The 19,630-nt window shown below is 64.1% G+C and carries 24 protein-coding genes and 1 pseudogene; 13 read left to right on the top strand and 12 right to left on the bottom strand.

Translation table 11 applies throughout. The features are described from left to right. Window positions 1-27: 27 nt before the first annotated feature. The 6 genes and pseudogenes from CP556_RS18950 to CP556_RS18925 form a co-directional block, all read right to left on the bottom strand. Window positions 28-798 (bottom strand): hypothetical protein, encoded by a 771-nt coding sequence (locus CP556_RS18950; protein WP_098727030.1) that lies wholly within the window; start codon window positions 796-798, stop codon window positions 28-30. A 150-nt stretch (window positions 799-948) separates the two neighbouring features. Then, window positions 949-1,791, bottom strand: coding sequence for an aldo/keto reductase (locus CP556_RS18945; protein ID WP_098727483.1), 843 nt, complete (start codon window positions 1,789-1,791; stop codon window positions 949-951). Window positions 1,792-1,931: 140 nt separating this feature from the next. After that, window positions 1,932-3,355 (bottom strand): annotated as a pseudogene (locus tag CP556_RS18940) (amidase). Window positions 3,356-3,701: 346 nt separating this feature from the next. Continuing rightward, window positions 3,702-4,178: a hypothetical protein gene (locus CP556_RS18935; RefSeq protein WP_098727029.1), complete on the bottom strand. Its 477-nt coding sequence runs from the start codon at window positions 4,176-4,178 to the stop codon at window positions 3,702-3,704. Window positions 4,179-4,308: 130 nt separating this feature from the next. Continuing rightward, window positions 4,309-5,055 (bottom strand): proteasome assembly chaperone family protein, encoded by a 747-nt coding sequence (locus CP556_RS18930; RefSeq protein WP_098727482.1) that lies wholly within the window; start codon window positions 5,053-5,055, stop codon window positions 4,309-4,311. 87 nt (window positions 5,056-5,142) lie between these two features. After that, complete coding sequence (locus CP556_RS18925; RefSeq protein ID WP_098727028.1) at window positions 5,143-5,358, bottom strand: hypothetical protein; 216 nt, start codon at window positions 5,356-5,358, stop codon at window positions 5,143-5,145. 157 nt (window positions 5,359-5,515) lie between these two features. Here CP556_RS18925 and CP556_RS18920 point away from each other — a divergent pair, with 157 nt between their 5' ends. Then, a complete protein-coding gene (locus CP556_RS18920) occupies window positions 5,516-6,427 on the top strand; it encodes an RsmB/NOP family class I SAM-dependent RNA methyltransferase (RefSeq protein WP_098727027.1) in 912 nt (303 codons plus the stop codon). Window positions 6,428-6,453: 26 nt separating this feature from the next. Continuing rightward, entirely contained in the window at window positions 6,454-7,068 is a 615-nt protein-coding gene (locus CP556_RS18915) for a DUF7122 family protein (RefSeq protein WP_176548263.1), read from the top strand. A 111-nt stretch (window positions 7,069-7,179) separates the two neighbouring features. On the opposite strand, the gene CP556_RS18910 is transcribed toward CP556_RS18915, so the two are convergent. Next, a complete protein-coding gene (locus CP556_RS18910) occupies window positions 7,180-7,773 on the bottom strand; it encodes a DUF8170 family protein (protein WP_098727025.1) in 594 nt (197 codons plus the stop codon). Window positions 7,774-7,961: 188 nt separating this feature from the next. Here CP556_RS18910 and CP556_RS18905 point away from each other — a divergent pair, with 188 nt between their 5' ends. Further along, a complete protein-coding gene (locus tag CP556_RS18905) occupies window positions 7,962-8,372 on the top strand; it encodes a helix-turn-helix domain-containing protein (RefSeq protein WP_176548246.1) in 411 nt (136 codons plus the stop codon). A gap of 61 nt (window positions 8,373-8,433) precedes the next feature. Here the strand turns inward: CP556_RS18905 and CP556_RS18900 are convergent, their stop codons facing one another. Further along, window positions 8,434-8,778 (bottom strand): cupin domain-containing protein, encoded by a 345-nt coding sequence (locus CP556_RS18900; protein WP_098727023.1) that lies wholly within the window; start codon window positions 8,776-8,778, stop codon window positions 8,434-8,436. A 135-nt stretch (window positions 8,779-8,913) separates the two neighbouring features. Here CP556_RS18900 and CP556_RS18895 point away from each other — a divergent pair, with 135 nt between their 5' ends. The 3 genes from CP556_RS18895 (at window position 8,914) to CP556_RS18885 (ending at window position 10,690) form a co-directional block, all read left to right on the top strand. Next, the gene (locus CP556_RS18895) at window positions 8,914-9,765 is read left to right on the top strand and encodes a triphosphoribosyl-dephospho-CoA synthase (protein WP_098727022.1); all 852 of its coding nucleotides are present in this window, start codon (window positions 8,914-8,916) and stop codon (window positions 9,763-9,765) included. Continuing rightward, the gene (locus CP556_RS18890) at window positions 9,762-10,415 is read left to right on the top strand and encodes a DUF447 domain-containing protein (protein WP_098727021.1); all 654 of its coding nucleotides are present in this window, start codon (window positions 9,762-9,764) and stop codon (window positions 10,413-10,415) included. The genes CP556_RS18895 and CP556_RS18890 overlap by 4 nt, the downstream gene beginning before the upstream one ends. 83 nt (window positions 10,416-10,498) lie before the next feature. Then, complete coding sequence (locus CP556_RS18885; RefSeq protein WP_006432730.1) at window positions 10,499-10,690, top strand: 30S ribosomal protein S17e; 192 nt, start codon at window positions 10,499-10,501, stop codon at window positions 10,688-10,690. Between the two features lie 197 nt (window positions 10,691-10,887). On the opposite strand, the gene CP556_RS18880 is transcribed toward CP556_RS18885, so the two are convergent. Continuing rightward, window positions 10,888-11,145, bottom strand: a complete 258-nt coding sequence (locus CP556_RS18880; protein ID WP_394340739.1) for a hypothetical protein — start codon at window positions 11,143-11,145, stop codon at window positions 10,888-10,890. A gap of 249 nt (window positions 11,146-11,394) precedes the next feature. On the opposite strand from CP556_RS18880, the gene asd reads away from it, so the two are divergent. The 3 genes from asd (at window position 11,395) to CP556_RS18865 (ending at window position 13,563) form a co-directional block, all read left to right on the top strand. Further along, window positions 11,395-12,429 (top strand): aspartate-semialdehyde dehydrogenase, encoded by a 1,035-nt coding sequence (gene asd / locus CP556_RS18875; protein WP_098727019.1) that lies wholly within the window; start codon window positions 11,395-11,397, stop codon window positions 12,427-12,429. A gap of 127 nt (window positions 12,430-12,556) precedes the next feature. Next, a complete protein-coding gene (locus CP556_RS18870) occupies window positions 12,557-13,201 on the top strand; it encodes a helix-turn-helix domain-containing protein (RefSeq protein ID WP_098727018.1) in 645 nt (214 codons plus the stop codon). 53 nt (window positions 13,202-13,254) lie between these two features. Further along, the gene (locus CP556_RS18865) at window positions 13,255-13,563 is read left to right on the top strand and encodes a HalOD1 output domain-containing protein (protein WP_098727017.1); all 309 of its coding nucleotides are present in this window, start codon (window positions 13,255-13,257) and stop codon (window positions 13,561-13,563) included. Window positions 13,564-13,645: 82 nt separating this feature from the next. Here the strand turns inward: CP556_RS18865 and CP556_RS18860 are convergent, their stop codons facing one another. Together CP556_RS18860 and CP556_RS18855 are read right to left on the bottom strand one after the other, a co-directional pair. Next, on the bottom strand, window positions 13,646-14,077 hold the full coding sequence (locus CP556_RS18860; RefSeq protein ID WP_098727016.1) for a universal stress protein: 432 nt from the start codon (window positions 14,075-14,077) through the stop codon (window positions 13,646-13,648). A 285-nt stretch (window positions 14,078-14,362) separates the two neighbouring features. Beyond that, window positions 14,363-15,337, bottom strand: a complete 975-nt coding sequence (locus tag CP556_RS18855; protein WP_098727481.1) for a D-2-hydroxyacid dehydrogenase — start codon at window positions 15,335-15,337, stop codon at window positions 14,363-14,365. Between the two features lie 210 nt (window positions 15,338-15,547). Between CP556_RS18855 and CP556_RS26815 the strand changes: the two genes are divergently transcribed. From CP556_RS26815 to CP556_RS18845, 3 genes are all read left to right on the top strand, one after another. Next, a complete protein-coding gene (locus tag CP556_RS26815; protein WP_255291504.1) occupies window positions 15,548-15,676 on the top strand; it encodes a hypothetical protein in 129 nt (42 codons plus the stop codon). 148 nt (window positions 15,677-15,824) lie between these two features. Further along, window positions 15,825-17,216 carry an NAD(P)/FAD-dependent oxidoreductase gene (locus tag CP556_RS18850; protein WP_098727015.1) on the top strand — a complete coding sequence of 464 codons (1,392 nt, stop codon included), beginning with the start codon at window positions 15,825-15,827 and terminating at the stop codon, window positions 17,214-17,216. Window positions 17,217-17,381: 165 nt separating this feature from the next. Next, window positions 17,382-18,290 (top strand): cytochrome c oxidase subunit 3, encoded by a 909-nt coding sequence (locus CP556_RS18845; protein ID WP_098727014.1) that lies wholly within the window; start codon window positions 17,382-17,384, stop codon window positions 18,288-18,290. Between the two features lie 46 nt (window positions 18,291-18,336). Here CP556_RS18845 and CP556_RS18840 read toward each other — a convergent pair whose 3' ends face one another. Then, window positions 18,337-18,519: a hypothetical protein gene (locus CP556_RS18840; protein ID WP_098727013.1), complete on the bottom strand. Its 183-nt coding sequence runs from the start codon at window positions 18,517-18,519 to the stop codon at window positions 18,337-18,339. Between the two features lie 263 nt (window positions 18,520-18,782). On the opposite strand from CP556_RS18840, the gene CP556_RS18835 reads away from it, so the two are divergent. Next, entirely contained in the window at window positions 18,783-19,625 is an 843-nt protein-coding gene (locus CP556_RS18835; RefSeq protein ID WP_098727012.1) for a manganese catalase, read from the top strand. Window positions 19,626-19,630: the final 5 nt, after the last annotated feature.

Genomic DNA, 19,630 nt, shown 5'->3' with positions numbered 1-19,630 from the left:
AACGGTGAATGAGAGACGGCGACCGAACTACTGCGACGGACGAACCAGATTCGCCAGTGCCACGACGGTCCCGAGGAACCAGCCCAGCGGGAACGAGATCCCGACCCACATCGCGGCGTAGGCCGGCCCCTCGAGCGTGTAATTGTCGCGCAGATAGTCGCTCAGACCGCCGACGAACAGCACGTTGTCGAGCGCCCAGACGGCGAAGTCGTAGCTCGGGTCGAGGACGTAGGGATGCAGCGACGGCGTGACGAGCGCGGCGACGACGGGCGGGAGGAACAGCGCTGTCATCGCGAACGGATACGCGAGGACGGCCGTCGTGCCGCGGCCGCCGACCTTCGAGAATGTCGCGGCGAGGGCGGTCGAAACCGTCGCGACGCCACTCGCCGCTGCGACCGCGAGGACCGCCTCGAGGGGGATATCGACCTGTTCCATATACGACATCGCGCCCCAGGCGATCGTCAGCAGCCCCCAGCCGAGCAGTGCGACGCCGGTAACGCCGACGATGCCCAGTCTGGTCCTGGTCGAGTCGAGTTTCGCCGCGTAGAAGCGGGTTCCGAGACCGAGTACAGTTAGCGGATAGAGGAAGAGCAAGCCGATGACCCCGAGCACGCTCCAGCCGTGATAGCCGATCTTCTGCGGGAGGGACTCGGGCTTCCACTTGCCCATGACGGAGTGACCGCGGCCGCGTTGCCTGGGGAAGACGATCTCCATCCAGGCCCCGTGTAACCGCCGAACGTCGGCCTTGATCGCGCCGACGAGCCCACCGCCGCCACCGCGTTGTGAGCGGGTAGACATACGCGAGCCAAAAAGCCGGTGTACCGTAAACTTTCCTGCTTTTTCTTTCCGAGTGATATATCGGTGATAGCCCGGCTGAAAGACCGCACAGCGGCTATCGACGGTGAACGGAGCAATTCAAATGAGCGCTGTGCAACCCGCTGTCGTCGATCAGTTCCAGGGGGCGAAGTCGGGATCGACCTGGCGGCTCGTCTCGTCGATCGCGTCGATCGTGTTGATATCCTCTCGATCGAGTTCCACGATCAGCGACTCCCAGTTGTCGCCAATGTGGTCCGCACCGGTCGCTTTCGGAATCGCCGTGATTCCCTTCTCGCGCGCCCAGGCGAGGCTGACCTGCGCCTCGCTGGCATCGTGTTTCGCGGCGACCTCCTGAATCTCGGCCTGGTTGAAGACTCGCCCGCGTGCCAGCGGCGAGTAGCCGACGACCTCGATATCGTAGTTCTCACAGGCCTCGCGGATCCGCTCCTGAGGGAGCAGCGGGTGGAGTTCGACCTGGTTTGCGAAGATCGGCGCGTCGCAGACGTCCACGGCCACCTCGAGATCGTCGGGGAGGAAGTTACTGACCCCGACGTTCTCGATCAGGCCCTCGTCGTACAGTTCGGAGAGGGCCGACAGGGTCTCCTCGGGGTCGTACGTCCCCGACGGCCAGTGGACGTACAGCAGGTCGAGCGAGTCGACGCCCAGCCGGTCGAGGCTGTCTTGAGCCGTCTCGAGAACGTCGTCGTACGCGAGGTTCGAGTGCCAGAGCTTGGTCGCGAGGAAGACGTCCTCGCGGTCGATGTCCGCGGCCGCGATACCGTCGCCGACGGCCTCCTCGTTGCCGTAGGCCTGGGCAGTGTCGATGTGTCGGTAGCCCGTCTCGAGGGCCGTCCGCACGCTCTCGGCGCACTGGTCGGCATCGTCGTTCTGCCAGGTGCCGAGACCCAACATCGGCATGCCGCTGGCGGTCGGACACGTCCCCGGAGCGATCGTTTCGGCGTCTTCAGTTCCCATGGTCGAACGATGGAGGAGAACGCGAAAATGGGTTTGGGTTGCGGACAGCGGTTCGCCGTGCGACAGCGGGTGTGACGGAATGTCGCTGTGTGCCTCGAGAACATCGCTCATAGATCGTCGTCTGGGCGGTCTCTCTCGAGTTACTCGTAGAGATGCTCCCAGGGTCGCTCGCGCTCGAGCGCCGCGCTCGCCGCGAGGACGTAGTCGTCGGCGAACCGGCCACCGACGAGCTGCAGGCCGACGGGGTGCCCGCGGTCGGTCAGGCCGGCGGGCGCGGACGCGACGGGATGGCCGGTCCAGTTGAACGGCCAGGTCATCGGCCATTCCCAGGCCTCGGCCCCGAGGTCGGCGTGCAGCCCGACGTTCGCTCGTGAGAGCGTCGGCGCTACGAGCAGATCGTACTCCGCGAGTATCTCTTCGACGGCGTCGTAGACGCCCGTTCGGACGATTCCGGACCGAGCCACGTCAGCGGCCCCGTGGTCCTCGCCGACGTGGAGCATCGCGAGCAAACTATCGGAGACCTCGTCGGATCGCTCTCGGAAATCCACGCCGTGGGCCTCCTCGACGATTGTCGCGCTCTCGAGGACGGAGGTCGTGTACGCCGGCATCGCGGCCTCGCTCAACTCGGCCATCGAGTAGCCGTGATCGACCGAGATCTCCTCGACCGTCGCGCCGGCGTCGGCGAGCGCGGAGACCGTCTCGTCGACGACCGCGCGCACCTCGTCGGCGACCGGGAAGACGTCGAGATCGGGGCTGTACGCGATCCGGTAGTCGTCGATTGGGCGCTCGAGGGCACCCTGATAGTCGATCTCAACCGGCACGCTGTTGGGGTCGGCCGGGTGCGGCCCGTCCATCACCGACAGCAACAGGGCAGCGTCTTCGACCGTGCGAGTCATCGGCCCCTTCGTCGTGTGCTGGAGTTCCCGGCCGAATGCGCTCGGTCTCCCGTCGTCCGGAACCAGTCCGAACGTTGGCTTGAACCCGTAGACCCCGCAGGCCGCGGCCGGAATGCGAAGCGAGCCGCCCGCGTCGCTGCCCGTCGCGATCGACGTCATCCCGGCCGAAACCGCCGCCGCCGAGCCCCCGAGGAACCGCCCGCGTTCAGGTCGGTGTCGATCGGCGACGCAGTCGCGCCGATCACCTCGTTGTCGGTCGTTCCCTTGTGACCCAGCTCCGGCGTGTTCGTCTTCCCGATCACGATCGCACCGGCGGCCTCGAGGCGCTCGACGATTGCCGCGGTCCGATCCGCGACGTGGTCCGCGAAGAGCGCCGACCCATAGGTATGGCGGATCCCTTCCTTCTCCGCGCCAAGGTCTTTCAGCGCCAGCGGGACGCCGTGGAGCGCTCCGACGTTCTCGTCGTCTTCGAGCGTCCGGTCGGCTTCCGCCGCGGCCTCGAGCGCCTCGTCTGCACAGACCGTGACGAAGGCGTTGATTTCGTCGTCGCGCTCGTCGATTCGCTCGAGATGGGCCTCGACGGCCTCGGTCGGCGTTACGTCCCCGTTTCGGATTCGGTCGGCGAGCTCCACCGCGGAGAGCCGTGTGAGATCCGTTTCGCGTGACATACCGCTAGGACCATCCGGTGTCGTGATATACGTTAGCTTGACTTTCGGGATATTGGGGCGTGAATCGTAGTTTCGCCGGCTGACTGGTAGTCACATCCTTCGACACTCGCCGATAGAGCGAAGGGGGACCCGCTACCGGTAGATATAGTAGCCACTGAAAGTCAATGTACACCTGACCGCACGACGGCTGTGCGATCAGTGTGTAATTTGTTTCAGTGGCTACTATAGGAGGACGCTTTCGTTAGACAGGTGTGACACTGTATCGGGCGGTTCGGCAACTACAGATGCGAACTAACTGGCTACAGGTGGAGAGCGAACGAAACCATATTCGGTCTGAATCATCGGTTCAACCGCCTATTTCAATTTGGTTCGCCAGCGATTCGCCACAATCTCGCTCGGAGTCATCTGCATCAATTGTTTCCCAAAAGGGTATTCCGTTGCCATCTGAACCAATCCGATATGCTATTTGAATAGCATACTCACCTAACTCCTCCTCAGATTCAATTGTTGCCCAATCTGAATTGGTATCCATACGCATGTGGACACGGTATTGTCCCGCCTTGTCGGGCCATTCCTGTGGAATCCATTGCTGTTGAACCCGTCCATCTTCTTCACGGCCATCAATAGTATATGAATCCGAGAGAATCTCTTCATTCTCGTAATCTACACGCAGGTGAACGGTATACGATTGGGTATCTACATTAATTATCTCAATACAGTTGAGAATAGGGTGTCTATTGGAAAGAATTGAGGAGGTGCATCCAGAAAACGTACCAGCGAGTAGAGAGAGCGTAGCTTGGAGAGTAGCACGGCGAGACAGCATATGGTTAGATACGAAACATATACGTATAAACTTTCTGTGAGTAGGGTTAAACTGGACGATACTTGTATGTCCTATACCGAGTGCGAGTTTCGCAGCATACGCTGAAAATTCAGCGTATTTCCAACTACTGCTACTGGTACATCCGCAACGGCTGGGCCTGTGAACTCTCGTCCTGACCGATCGCCTGCATCTGCTGGGCCAACTGCTCCCGTTTCGCCCGGATCTCTTCGGCGCGGTCGACGAGTTCCGTCACGTCTATCTCGAGGCCGGTGACCGGCGCGATACCGTCCTCGAGCAGGACGCTCGCGGCTTCGGGGTCGGGGAACTGCGGGCTGCACTCGACGACGAGGCCGAGGCTACCGTAGTCTTCCTGTGCGGCGCGGTTGATGAGCGCCCCCGTCGGCCCGGTGATGACGCCGTCTTCCGACGGAATCGGGATATTGGCCGCCTCGAGTCGATCGCCGCCGTTGCCGGTCGCGATACCGTAGAGGGAGGGTCGGGTCTCGCCGTCGCGTTCGGCAGGGAGTCCGCTCAGGTAGATCGGGGTGGCCCCCTGCTCGACGATCCAGCCGGTCAGGCAGTCGGCGACGCTCTCGACCGCCTGCGAGGCGATCGGCGCGTCGCTCTGGAGGGCGATGAGGTCGTGCTCCTCGCTGACGTAGAGCCGCACCGGGGGACGCGCGGTCCGGTCACCGCTCCGATAGACGCCGATCCGGGGGAGCCCCTCGCAGTGGACGCTCGCGTAGTAGCGCATCTCGAGTTCCTCGACGAGGTGATCGGTCGCGATTTTCCCGACGAGGCCGACGCCCGGAAACCCCTCGACCAGCGTCGGCTCCTCGAGTTCCGGTTCCGGTCCCTGCACGCGGATTTCGGCCATACTCGGACCGACGGCCGTCAGCGGCATAAAATCGAGGGCGGCCGACGACGCGAATGACCGGGCATCGAGCCGTCGGCGACGACGCCCTCACTCGGGGAGTGGTGCTCCCTCTCGAGCCGAGACGACAGCGACGAGCGCGTCGGCGATCGCGCTCTTCCGGTGACCGACCTGGAGGTGGCGATAGACGTGATCCGGGCTCTCGCCAGTCAGCTGACAGAGGGGGCACTCGGTCGAACGGTCCCGCGACTCCAGGGTAGCCTGCGTTCGCGCCGATTCGTCGTCGCTCGGTGAACCCGTTGACATACGAACGCACGTCTCTCACCCTCGCTGAAAGCGGTTTCTAGGAGAGCTATTGAGAGATCCGATGGGATAGGAAGCTGTATACAGTCGCGACCGCAACGACGGTCCGATCCCCTCGCCTTCGAAACCCACAAGCGCTCCGCACTCGAATCCGCGCTCGATGGAGCCACTCGAGCGGTATCGACCGATCATCGACGACTTCGACGCCTTTCTAGCGGCCTGCGAGCGGCCACTCGGTAACGCCGTCCGCATCAATACGATCAAGGCCTCCGTCGAGCGGACGCTCGCGGCCCTCGCGGAGGAAGGCATAGCCTACGAGCAGGCCGACTGGAACCCGCGCGTCCTGGACCTCGAGACCGACTCGCCGGGGTCGACGTGGACCTCCTTTCACGGCTTTACGCACGGCCAGGAGGAGGTCTCGGCGGTGCCACCGGTCGTCCTCGCTCCCGAGCCCGGCGAGCGGGTCTGGGACTGCTGTGCCGCTCCCGGCGGGAAGGCCACCCAGATCGCGGCCCTGATGGACGATCGGGGAACGGTCGTCGCGAACGACAACAACCTCGGGCGCATCTCCGCGCTGCGATTCAACGCCGAACGGCTCGGCGCGACCAGCCTCGCGGTGACCAACGCCGACGCGCGCAACTACTCGCTGTCCCGCTTCGACTTCGACGAGTTCGATCGAACGCTCGTCGACGCGCCCTGTTCCTGCGAGGGGACGATCCGGAAGAACCCCGACGCGCTCGACAACTGGTCTGAGGGGCACGTCTCCTCCGTCGCGGGGATCCAGAAGGGGATCATCCGCCGAGCGATCCAGGCCACCCGCGAGGGCGGGACCGTCGTCTACTCGACGTGTACCTTCGCGCCCGAGGAGAACGAAGCCATCGTCCAGCACGCGCTCGACACCGAATCCTGCCGCGTCGTCGACTTCGACCTCGGCCTCGAGCACTCGCCGGGACTGACCGAGTGGGACGGCGAGACGTTCGACTCGAGTCTCGGAAACGCGGCCCGGATCTATCCACACCAGAACGACACGGGCGGCTTCTTCGTCGCGAAACTCGAGGTGACCGCCGAATGAGCGACGAACGAGACGGCGACGGTACCGTGCCGGAGACGAACGACGGTCAGCGGTTCGACCGACTTCCCACCACCGAAGCGGAGCGAACCGTCGAGGGCCGGGCCACGCGCGAAGAGGTGGTCACGCTCTTCGCCGATCGGTTCGGCATCCCGCCCGAGACGTTCGACGACTACACCTTCTGGGAGAAGGGCGCGGGCAAAATCTGGATCTACGCCGGCGACGCCCCGACGCCGATCAGAATCGAAGCGATCGGGATGACCTGCCTGCGGACCCGACAGGAACACTGGAAGCCCACGACGGACTTCGTCCAGCGCTTCGGCCAGTACGCGACCGAGTGCGTGATCGAACTCGAGCGCGAGCAGGCCCGCCGATTCGCGACCGGTGAGGACCAGGAACTCGAGTGGGACGGCGACTGGGGCTATCTCATCGCCGCCCACGAGGTCGGGGTCGAGCCGAAGGGGCGATCATCGCGAGACGGTGAAAGCGAGGCGCGCAGCGCCTCGAACAGTTCGAGCGAACGAAGCCCGCGAGAAGAGGCCGTCGAGTGCGAAGCGCTCGAACCGCTCGGCGTCGGCCTCTACGTCCACGGCGAACTGCGCTCGATGGTGCCGAAGGGGCGACAGCGCGACCTCGAGTCCTGACGATCGTTGGTACTCCGGATTCTGTCGTCGACGACGGTCGTCGAATACCGGTCGAGGGCTGAACGACGGTCGGTCAGTACGACGACTGCAATGAGAAACAGGAGAGCGTATCTACGAGGAGAGTTCAGAATCGCGGAATTCGTCGATTGCGGCTTCGAGACTGCGTTCCAATTCGGCCGCTGACGCGTTTTCGTCGCCGTCCCATTCGACGAGCTGTCCGCGTCGGTCCACGAGGAGCATGTAGTGGGCCATCATCCCGTCGAATGGTTCGTCTTTCGGCACCAGCGATGGATACCGACGCTTCAAGATGTACGTCTTCCGCCGATATTCGCGATGATCCAGGTATCCAGCTTCCCACTCGTGGCCGCCGTCAGCGTGTTCGAACACGCCGATGATGTGCGTTGCTCGATCCGCGTAGATTTTGAAGTGTGTCGTCCAGTTTTCCCACGCCTCGAGTGTATCATCTAATAGAAATGCATATCCATCGTTGTAGAGGTGCTCGACGGTTTTCTCGAGACGGTGTTTTTCCTCGTCGTTGTAACTTCCGAGGACGAAAAACGACCGGTCAGCAGCGATCACATTGAGGACATCCGTGTGAAGTGCACGCCGAAGGGATCGGTAGTCCTCGATTTTCAATTCGGCCTCCGCTTTCTCGGAGTACGTGAGCGTATCCTCGATAAGCTGCTGCAATCGGTCCTCGGCCATTACGAAGCGCTGGTTGTCCGACACTATAGTACCAACTGAAACAATTCACACACCGATTACAAAGCTGTCGTGCGATTGGGTGTACAGTGACTTTCAGTTGGTGCTATAGTCAACCATTAGGTATCAGCCCATTGATGTGGATAGCGACCCACATCGTTATCTATATCGAACCTGTACGTCCGAGTGAGATGCCACAGACTGGTGCTTCGGCTACCCCTCGCAACGACACACAGTTCTTTAGCGTCGCTGAAGCGCTGGCAGAAGAATCACGGCGAGACATCGTTGCGGACATCGTTGCTCACCCGCAGTCCCTCCCCTCGATGAAGGAGTTGGAGTTCACGACCGGGCTGCACCGAACGACGGTTCGCGACCATCTAGATACCCTCATCGACGCAGGGATCGTCGAAGTCGTCGCGTTCCCCCGCGGACAGCGGACGAAAGGCCAACCAAGCAAGTTCTACGGTCTCACGGAGAGCGCTCGTGAACTCTTCGATAGGAACGACATCTTCGTCGAGGAACACTGGCAAGAACTCTACTCGCGCGTCGAGAAACCGGACGAGGTCGAAGCCGCGGAAAACGCCCCTCGTCCCGATCGGTAAACGCGTTAGAACCAGTCTTTTGGACAGCAATCGTGGCAGTACAGCGGACAGCGACGGGACCTCACAGCGGCGCGCCGACCAGCACGAGCTTCGCGCGCTCGTCGCCGCCGTTGTGGATCTGCCGGGTCTCCTCTGGGTCCAGTCGAATCGCCTCGTCCGTCTCGAGCGTCACCGTCTCGTCCGCGTCCGGAAGCTCGATGTCGACCGTCCCGGCGACCACGTAGTACACCTCTTCCTGCCCGGAGTCGGCCTCGGCGTGTTCCATCCCCTTGCCACCGGGCTCGAGCTCGAGCACGGAGATTCCGAGTTCGTCAGTCGCGAGCGCGTCCTTGAGGAACCACATGCCGCCCCACTCCTCGTCGATGACTGAGTCCGGATCGGTCTTGGCTGCGGTATCGTAGCCCATACCCCATCGTTTACGGTTCGACCCTTAAAGCAGTGGGACGGCGAACCCGTCTGCCACCTTCGGTCACCGTCTCGCGGTCGGGAGCCCCAGCGAACAACCCGCATCCCTAAGCCGTCCCGGGACGCAACGAGACGTATGCGATCGCCGGCACAGAACGCGGAACTGGCGCTGCTCCTCGAGGTGGCGGGGACGCCCAAACCGGGCAACGTCGACCGCCACCGCGACCTCGCGGAGTTGCGGTTCGAACACTTCCTCGCCGGAGCGGTGGGGGCCCGCGAGGGGCTCGAGCTGGCGGCCGATGGCGCGGCGGTCGGGCCGGCGTTCGAGCGGGCCGTCGAGGAGATGGCGGCCCAGGAGGGGGGAAACACGCAGTTCGGAGCGCTCCTGTTGCTCGTCCCGCTCGTGCGGGCCGCCCGCGACGACCTCTCCCAGCCCGTTGCCGAGGCCGTCGTTCGGGAGACGACCGTCGGCGACGCGGCGTCGTTCTACCGCGCGTTCGATCACGTCGACGTGGGCGTCGACGAGCCGCCCGCGGACATGACGGCCCTCGACGTCCGTCGGGGTGCGGACGCGATTCCGGCCCTCGAGGAGCGCGGACTGACGTTATTCGACATCATGGAACGAAGCGTCCCGGGGGACGACGTGGCTCGCGAGTGGGTCCGGGGATTCGACCGGTCGTTCGCGGCCGCCGAACGACTCGCCGAGGCGGACGGCACGGTCTCGGAGCGGACCGCGGCGGTCTTCCTCTCGCTGCTCGCCGAGCGGCCCGACACGCTCGTCGCGACGCGCCACGACGAGGCGACCGCCCGGGAGGTGACTGACCGCGCCGCGGCACTGGCCGCGGACGACGCTCTCGAGACGGATCGCGACGCCGTCGAGACCTTCGCCGACGACCTCGTCGATCGCGGGATCAACCCGGGGACGACGGCGGACGTCACCGCGGCAGGGTTGTTCGTCGCGCTCGAGCACGAGGCGATCGGGCTATGACCGACGATCGGACGATGCGTGAGAGCCGAGCGATAGACGACGATAGCGCCGATGGGACGGCCGAAAGCGAATGCGACGAATCCGTACCGGCGGAGTGGCCCGTCACCCTCTCGGGCGTCACCGAGTCGGTCGTGACCACGCTTGGACCCAACGGTCTGTGGAACGCCGCCGCGCTCGGCCTTCGCGCCGGCGATCCCGTCACCGCTCGAACCTGGGGGAATACTCGTACTCGCCGGAACTTCCACCGACGGGGCGAGGCCTACGTGCAGTTCGTTGACGACCCCGTCGACTTCGCCGACGCCGCTCTCTCGATCGTCGAACGCGAGGAGCCGATCCTCGAGTCCGCGAGCGCGTGGGCTCGCGTGAGCGTCGAATGCGTCGAGTCCGGAACCGACGGCGGCACCGACTGGGAGACGTGGACGCTCACCCCGCTCGAGTCGAAGATCGTGAGCGAACGGGTCCCGACGATCGACCGCGGATTCGGAGCCGTCATCGAGGCGACCGTCGCCGCCTCACGGCTCTCGGTCGCGGACTTCGACGAAACTGAACTCCGCGATCGGCTCGCGTACTGCGCCTCCGTTGTCGATCGGGCCGGGGGACCGCGCGAGCGCGAGGCGCTCGAGCGAGTGCGGGAGCACTCGAAGTGGTAGCCTCGGGGCGAGGAGTGACTCGATCGATATTCCGGAGCGGCGAAGAGAAAGGGATTAAGAGCCTCTGGACGGAACCACTTCACATGGCAATCAAACCGGCCTACGTCAAGAAGACCGGGACCCTCCTCCTGGAGCGGTATCCGGAGGCGTTCACGACCGATTTCGAGCAGAACAAAGAGAGCGTCACGAAGCTCACCAACGTCGAGTCGAAAGGCGTCCGCAACCGCATCGCGGGCTACGTGACTCGAAAGAAAGGCGCGGAAGTCCCCGCGTAAGTCGGTATTCTCGCCGCGAACAGTACGTATACCCGATGGCAGCGAGCCGCGGGGACTCGTTTGGCTCACTCGAGAGTCGGCGATCGACAGTCGTCGTGGGATCGCCGAGGAGCGGTTTGTGGGTTGCCCGTCGTCACTGAACAGGTGCGAAAGCATCGACGATGCGGAGCCGATCGCAACGAGACCGAAAAAGCGAGTTATTCGTCGAGACCGGGTTCCATGTAGACCGCGGCGACGAACGCCACGAGGGCGATACCGAGCCCGAACACGAGCCCGACGGCACCCGTCAGAATGGAGAGCTGGTAGCCGATCCCCGGCAACACGCCATCGATAAACCCGAGGTAGCCAAAGGCGAGGGCCAGCAGTGCCGCGACGGCCGCGAGGGCTGCCGCACCCATGCTGAACCGCGTCTCGAGCAGTCCCCGATCGCTCGTACTCGTGGTCGAACTCGTCATCGGGACCACCTCTGGCTGGCGGCCTCGAGTCGATCCTGTCGGTAGTGCATCGGTCGCTAGGAGCCGCTCCCGTTTCTTAATATCTTCTATCCGACCGTCGCGATCCGCTGTCTCGCGATGGCAGAGCTCTCGGATCTGATGCGTTTCCCAGAGCACTGTTCGAAACCCCTCCGACCGGTGCCTCCGTCGATTGACACGCGCTACCGAAAACCCAAACGGTTTTGCGGACACGACTCGGAGTGGCGGAAAATGGCAGTACGAGTAGGCGTACTCGGTGCGACCGGCGCCGTCGGACAGCGACTCATCCAGCTTCTCGATCCCCACCCGGAGTTCGAGATCGCAGCGCTGACCGCGAGCGACGCCAGCGCCGGCAAGACGTATCGACAGGCCGCGAAGTGGCGCGTCGACAGCCCCATCCCGGCGGATGTCGCCGATTCGACCGTCACGGCGACCGATCCCGACGAGGTTCCCGACGATATCGACCTCCTGTTCTCATCGCTCCCCTCGAGCGTCGGCGCAGCGGTCGAGCCCGGATTCTGTGACGCGGGCTACGTCGTCTCCTCGAACTCCTCGAACGGACGGATGGACGACGACATCCCCCTCGTGATTCCGGAGGTCAACGCCGAACACCTCGACTTGCTTGAGGTCCAGCGCGACGAGCGCGGCTGGGACGGCGCGATGGTCAAGAACCCCAACTGCTCGACGATCACCTTCGTCCCCACGCTCGCGGCCCTGGCCGAGTTCGGCCTCGAGAAGGTTCACGTCTCGACGCTGCAAGCGGTCTCTGGCGCGGGCTACGACGGCGTCTCCTCGATGGAGATCATCGACAACGCCATCCCCTACATCGGCGGCGAGGAGGACAAACTCGAGACGGAGTCCCGGAAACTGCTCGGCGACTTCGACGGGGCCGAACTGTCGCACAACGGCATGGACGTCGCCGCCTCCTGTAACCGCATCCCGACGATCGACGGCCACCTCGAGAACGTCTGGGTCGAGACCGAAGACGATCTCACCCCCGAGGCGGCGGCCGAGGCCATGCGGGAGTACCCCTCGCTCGACCTGCGCTCCTCGCCTGACCCGCTCATCCACGTCTTCGAGGAGCCGGATCGACCGCAGCCGCGGATGGACCGCACGCTCGGCGACGGGATGGCCATCGCCGCGGGCGGTCTGCAGGAGTCGCCGTTCGGCCTCCAGTACAACTGTCTCGCACACAATACGATCCGCGGTGCCGCCGGCGCGAGCGTCCTCAACGGCGAACTGTTGCTCGAGAACGGCTACATCTAGTCGTTCGACCGGTTTCTCGCCCACGTAGCGGCTCGAGGCGGGCCGTGCTGTGCACGCGTTGTGCGGACCGGCCCGATCACTGTGACAGTATAACAATCGTGCGTCCCGTAGGCACCGACGATCATCTATGGTCCTCATCGTCGAGTTCGAGATCGAGACACCGATCCTCCGACGAGTGTCCGACGCCGTCTCGAGAATCGACGTCGAGGAGATTTTTTACTCGGCGGCGGGCGAGACGAAGTTCATCTTCTGGACCGACGGCGAGGACCTCGAGGGCATCGACGACGCGCTGGGCGACGACGAGACCGTCTCCGAGTTCACCCTTCTCGAGGCGACGGGCGCCCGCCGTCTCTACAGCGGCACGCTGTCGGAACGGGGCGAGAAACACCTGACCTATCCGACGGCCGCCGAATACGATATCGCGTATCTGGATGTCACTGTCACGAAGGACACGAGAATCCGCGCTCGCGTTCCGACGCGCGAGGCGCTGTTCGCCTACCGCGACGCCTGTCGCGAACGGGACATTCCGTTCCGAATCGAGCGGATCTTCAGCGAATCGACGCAGTCCGGCGATCGGTACGAGATCACGGACAGACAGCGAGAAGCGCTTCTCATCGCGCTTGAGGAGGGCTACTTCGACGTGCCGCGGGAGACGACCCTCTCAGCGGTCGCCGCGAAACTGGACATCTCGGATCAGGCCCTCTCCGCTCGCCTCCGGCGGGGGCAAGCCAACCTGCTCCGAAACACGCTCCGCGAGCGTTCCCCCTCTTAAATCGTTGACCCTCCAAGGGGGATCGTTTCCCCCGTTGCACCGATAGAATGGGCATGGAAACTGAAACCCCGACCGACGAGTCGCAACCGAAATGCGGAAGCGGGACGTACCAGGCAGATCCGGATCAGTCGCTTTCCGGGGCGGTCGTCGAGGCGATTGCCACGAACTCCGAACTGGACGCGCTCGAGATCGCCGACGAGTTCGGACCGCTGTACGACGTGGTCGACCCGTCCGCGCTCGATTCGCTGTTCCAGCCGATGGGAACGGCCGACCGATCCGCCTGCTGCGTCACATTCGAGTACGCCGACTATCGAGTTACGGTCGACCAGACCGGCTGGGTCGTCCTCGCCGATCGGCAGTAATCGACTCGAGACGAAGACTGACCGCCGAGAAGAAACGAAGCAGGGTGGTGTGGAGGCGGGAGACGGGGCGGTATAGTAGTCGCTAGTCGTCGGTTCGCGGCAGCGCGACGACGGGAACCGACGCCCGCCTCACTAGCCGACGGGCCACATCGCCGGTGAGCAGTTCCACGAACCGGTTTCCCTTCCGAGGTGCAAAGACCACGGCGTCGACCGCTCGCTCCGACGCCGCGTCCATGATCGTCTCGACGACATCGGTCCCGAAGAGGATCACCGTCTCGACCGTTCCGGCCGACCCCTCGAGCGGCCCCTGAGTGCGCTCGAAAATATCCCGAGCGTACTCCTCGCGCTGTTCGACGGAGGCCTTGTCGGGCGCACCGCCGGCCTTCTCGATTACGTTGACGACGAGCACCGTACTCGAGGGTGAAAGGTGCGGCGCGAGCGCCACAGCCGTTCGCTCCCCGTCGTCCGGATCGGCGACGGGAACCAGAACTGTTCCATCGACTGTCAGTGTCATCGTTTTTCCTCCGCTCGCGTGCGAACGGTCGGTAGTATCAGTTCCATACGTGTACTTCGCAGCAGACGGTGAACTACCCCACCCTACTCGCTCACCGCTGACGCGGTTCGCTCCTTGAGCTGAATTGAGACGCTGTATCCCCTCCCTGCTCGCGCCTTCGGCGCTCGCTGAGGAAGGGGGATTAGCGTCTCAATTCAGCTAAAAAAGTGAATTAGGTCGCGGGGGCGGACGGATGACGGCACCGTTCGAGTTGGGTAGGTGACGGAACCGTTCGGCCGTCACCGATCAGGGGAGAACCTGATTCTCGAGATCGGCGTCGGCCCCGTCGTCGTCGATCCGCGTGACGTTTTCGGCGACGATATCGGCCAGCCGGTCGTAGTACTTCGGCGTGTGACCCGCGTTGTGGGGCGTAATCTGGACGTTTTCGAATGTCCAGAGCGGGTGCTCCTCGGGCAGCGGTTCGGGATCGGTCACGTCAAGCGACGCGCCGCGGATCCAGTTCGACCGCAGGGCCTCGACCAGCGCGTCCGTCTCGACGACCGGGCCGCGAGCCACGTTGACCAGCACGGCGTCGGGATCGATCGTCACGAACGCCTCGTGGTCGAGCAGACCGCGGGTCGTCTCCGTCAGCGGACAGGCGAGCACGAGGTAGTCCGTGCGCGCGAGCGCGTCGTCGAACGCCGCGCCCTCGAATCCGATCACCTCGTCGGTCGGGCCGCCCTTCTCGGGCGTGTAGCGCACGCCGATCGTCTCGACGCCGAACGGCTCGAGCCGATCGCAGACCGCCCGTCCGATCGCGCCCAGTCCGACGACGGTGACCGTCGATCCCTGCAGTTCGCGGGCCCTGTAATGTCGCCACTCGCGGCGGCGCTGGCGGCGCGCACCGACGTGGAACCGTCGGGTGAAGTGCAAAATCGACCCCAGCACGTGCTCGCCGATGTTCGGCCCGTGGACGCCCGAAGCGTTCGTCACCGCGACGCCTCGTTCCTCGAGTTTCTCGAGGGGAAGGTGGCCGGTCCCCGCGTACGCACAGGCGAAGACTGAGAGGTTCTCGGCCGCGTCGAGTAGGTCCGCCTCGAGGGTCATGCCGGTGACGAACGTCGCGTCCCGGATCGCATCGCGCTCCTCGGCCGGCGTGCGCGCGAGCGCGACGGTGTGGTCCGGCAGTCGGTCGCGAATCGCGTCGGCGTACTGTTCGATCGGAATGCCGTGAGTCCCCTTCCGGAGGACGAGCACGTCCGGCGCGGCAGTATCACTCATGTCCGTGGACTCGTCCAGTGCGATCAAAAACGTTCGTCTCGCGGCACCGTGCTCGATGTGAGAGACGGATTTCTCAGCGGTCAGGCGTGGGAAACCCGCGTTCGGTATCGTAGCCACTGCAAGGTCTAGGGCCCTCCAGGCCGGTCTCCGACCGCGAGCCGAGTAATCAGATCATCATGTTTAAGCGGGGGAGATGCGAAGTTGATTGCAATGCCTTCAGACGAGTTCCTCGATGGCGAAACGCTTACCGGACGGCAGGCGGCGATCATCTTCTTCGGGTTCCTCGGTTTCATCATCCTCTCCGGAGTCCTGCTGGTGCTTCTCAGGGGCTTCTTCTAACGTCGACGAACCGATCTAACCGTTCACCGATGCCGCAGTAGTAGTCATCTAATTGGCACCACTGCAGATGGACCGATTCGACAAGCGGTCCACTACGCAGACATTCGCCTCGCAGTTTTTATAATGGCTCACTGAGTCTTCACGGCGTATGGAACGCGTAGACGTCGCGATCGTCGGCGGCGGCCCCGCTGGTGCGTCCGCGGCCGAGCAAGCCGCGGCCCACGGTGCCGAAACGGTGCTCTTCGAGCAGGGAGTGCCTCGAGAGGACCGGGATGGACCGGGGCCGGACTCGACCGACGCCGCCGGGATGCTCGACTACTGGATCGACATCATGGAGTTCGACTACCGGGAGATTCCCGACGAGGTCATTCACCGGGAGCTCGAGGCCACGGAGTTCGTCGGCCCGAACAGCAGCGTCGAGTTGCGAACGACCGGGATGGAGGCCAACTACCCCAAGTTCGGGTACACCTTCCACCGCGCGCGCATGGACGACTGGCTCTACGAGCGCGCGACCGATGCGGGTGCCGACCTACGCGTCGGGACCGGCGTCAAGGATCTCGAGACCGATCTGCGAGCGTCCGGTCCACAGGGGCCGACCCACACGCTGACACTCTCGAACGGCGACGAACTTGAGGCCCAGTACGTCGTCCTCGCGGACGGCCCGCAGCGGCGGATCACGCTCGACGCGCTCGACCAGTTCACGGCCCCCGGCCGGAGCGTCTCCGATTACCTCTCGCCGCCGGACGCGAATCACATCGCCTATCAGGAGTATCGAGAGTTCCCCCCCGAACTGTTCGCGGAGTTCGAGGACCGACTCAAATTCTGGTGGGGGTACATGCCCGGCGAGACCGCCTACCCGTGGGTGTTCCCGAACGACGGCACGGTCGCCCGCGTCGGCCTGACGATGCCCATCGGGATGGACCTCGCCGACGTGGAGAATCCCGGCTCCTACAAGCTCCTGCGACCGGACGACGACCGGATCCCATCTGGTGCCGAGTACATCAACCGCCTCCTCGAGCAGGAGTACGGCGACGAGTACGATATCGAGGAGGACATTCCGCGCGTCGAAGACCGCGGGAAGTCAAAGGGGACCGAGACGTATCCGATCTCCTCGACGCGCCCGATCGAGTCGCCCGTCGGCGCGAACATCGCCGTCGCCGGCGGCGCGATGGGGACGACCTCGGCGTTCCACGAGGGTGGCTACCACGTCGCCGTCCGCACCGGCAAGATCGCCGGCCGACTCGCCGCGACGGACTCGATCGCGAACTACAACGACATCTGGAAGCGCGCGATCGGCGACGAGATCCTGCGGAACGTCGCCTTCGCGGACATCGTCGCGGACTACGGGCCCGACAACTGGGATTGGGCCTTCGACACCGTCAACGATATGCAGGGCAACGGGTCGGACAACGCCCTGATCAACAGGCGCTACACCGCCGGGATCGACGCCGCGAAGATCCTCACAGCGTACAAGCGCCAGAAGTTCAAGTACCGCGACGGTCGCTACGTCCAGCTTTCGGAAGCCGACTACTTCTACTGAGCCTGCCGGTTCCGGTGGTTCCGGATCGGGCCGGGAACGGAGACTCGAGTCCGAGTGCCGACGAACCGTTCGTATGGGAGTCCGAAACCGCGGCCGTGACTCTAACACGTCCCTCATTGATTGTACGCGGTGAGCCTTTTTCGTGGCCGACGTGGAAGCGGGGGTATGGACTCTGGTGGACGCACCGAGACGGCCGATGACGGCCCCCCTCGAGCCGACGGCTCCGGACATCGCGTTCCCGAGGGGCAGGCTCCCGAAGAGTACGGCGACCATCGCGGCCACGGCGACGGCGACGAGCACGACCACCGGAGTCGCTGGCCGCTCGTCGCCGCCGCGGGAGCCGCCGGACTCTACGGCGGCGTCGCGATCACCATCCTGGGGAACGAAACCGGTCTCGTCCCGCCCCTGGCCGGCATCGGTCTGGCCGTGGTCGGGACGATCGTCCTGCTGGCCGGCATCGCGGGCTGGGTCGACCAGGCGTTTCTGTCACCGGCTCGAGACGCACAAGGACCCCTCAAATCGCGCGAATCGTACGTCTCGACGACGCTGCTCTTTCTCGCGACCGACGTCTCGACGTTCGGCGCGCTCTTCGTCTACTACTTCTTCGTCAGGATCGGGTCGTGGCCACCGGAAGAGCTCCCGCCGCTGCTCGGCTCCCTCGTGGTCGTCAACACGGCCATCCTGATCGCGAGCAGCGTCACCTTCCACTACGCGCACGAGGCGCTCGAGGACGACAACCGACAACGGTTCATCGGACTGCTCGGAGCGACGCTCGGACTCGGCCTCGTCTTCCTCGCCGGGCAGGTCTACGAGTACTACGAGTTCGTGGCTCACGAGGGATTTTCGCTCGCAAGTGGCATCTTCGGGAGCGCGTTCTTCGGACTGACCGGGCTCCACGGCCTCCACGTCACGCTGGGCGTCGGTGGCATCGCCGTGCTCTGCTGGCGGGCGCTTCGGGGCCACTACGGCCCGGATCGGGACACGTCCGTCGCGACCGTCTCGCTGTACTGGCACTTCGTCGACGCCGTCTGGATCTTCCTCGTCGTCGTCCTCTACGTGGGCGCGTCGGTGTGACGGAGCTGGTCGTCCGACTGGTTTCGCCCATCCGTTGCAGACGGGGTCACGGTATCTCGTCGTGATCGAGATCCGTCTCGAGGACCTCGAGCGTGGGAGACGCACAGTCGCAGAAATCCGTCTGGCCGAGGGGCTGGAGATTGCCGTCGGGCCAGATCTGGACGATACCGATCTCTCCGCAGTGTTCACACGTCGCCGCCGCTCGTTGTTTGTCGTCGGTGTTACCCACCAGGGTCACCTCAGGGACCGATTTGTACCACAGCCAGCATAGAAAAACCCCCGGTGGCCGATCGAATGCAAGTGACTGGACGGCCTCGGCGGATTCACTACTGTCTCACTGCCCCGTGGCCCACTGATCGACGGGAGCGGAACTGACAGCGTCCGTTCCACGAGATCTGAGTGATCTGTATCAATCAATTACCAGTCGGTAAAAGGTTCAGACGGAGCCGGAACAGTGGTTTATCCCACTGGATGTGGGCAGGAACGAGTGCGATGTTCTTCCAAGAACCGGAGCTCCAGTACGAGGTCACCGTCGAAGAACCGGACCCGCACTTCGCGAAGCTCCTCCAGCAAGCGATCGGCGGCCAGGAAGGTGAGATGCGCGTCGCCATGCAGTACATGTTCCAGGCCTGGGCCCTCCCCGAGGGGTACGAGGAGTATCGAAATTTACTGATGGAGACCGCCGCCGAGGAACTCGGCCATATCGAGATGCTCGCATCGGCCGTCACGAAGAATCTCCGGGGGTCGTCCAAGCAGATGAGCGACGACGCCCAGGAGACCGCGGCAACGGCCGCGGCGATGACCGGCCAGAACCCGCGTCAGTTCCTCTCGGCGGGCGAATCGGCCATGCCCGTCGACAGTAACGGCGCTCCATTCACCGGCAACTACATCGTCGCGTCGGGCAATCTCGCGGGCGACCTCTACGCGAACGTGATGGCCGAGTCGACCGGTCGGACCCTCGCAACGCGGCTCTGGGAGTATACCGACGATCCCGGCATGAAGGACATGCTCTCCTACCTCATCGCTCGGGACACCATGCACCAAAACCAGTGGCTACAGGCCCTCGAGACGCTCGACGACCCGGTTCCGGTGCCCGCGAGCTTTCCGCAGGAACAGGAGAATCAGGAGTTCAACTACACGTTCATGTCGACCAGGCGGGAGGAACAGCCGGATCCCGAGTACCCCTGGACCCAGGACGAAGCCCCCGACGGCAAGGGACAGTTCTCCTACGCCGCCGAACAGCCGGGCGACGGCGAAGTCATCGCTCCCCAGCCCAGTCCGATGACGAACGACACGCCGAACAGGACGGACGAATCGTCCGACTCGAGCGAATAGCATCG

Source organism: Natrinema sp. CBA1119, assembly GCF_002572525.1.
In the GTDB taxonomy this organism is placed as follows: domain Archaea; phylum Halobacteriota; class Halobacteria; order Halobacteriales; family Natrialbaceae; genus Natrinema.
Note: the sequence above shows the minus strand (reverse complement) of the source record. Positions and strands in the feature narration are given on the sequence as shown.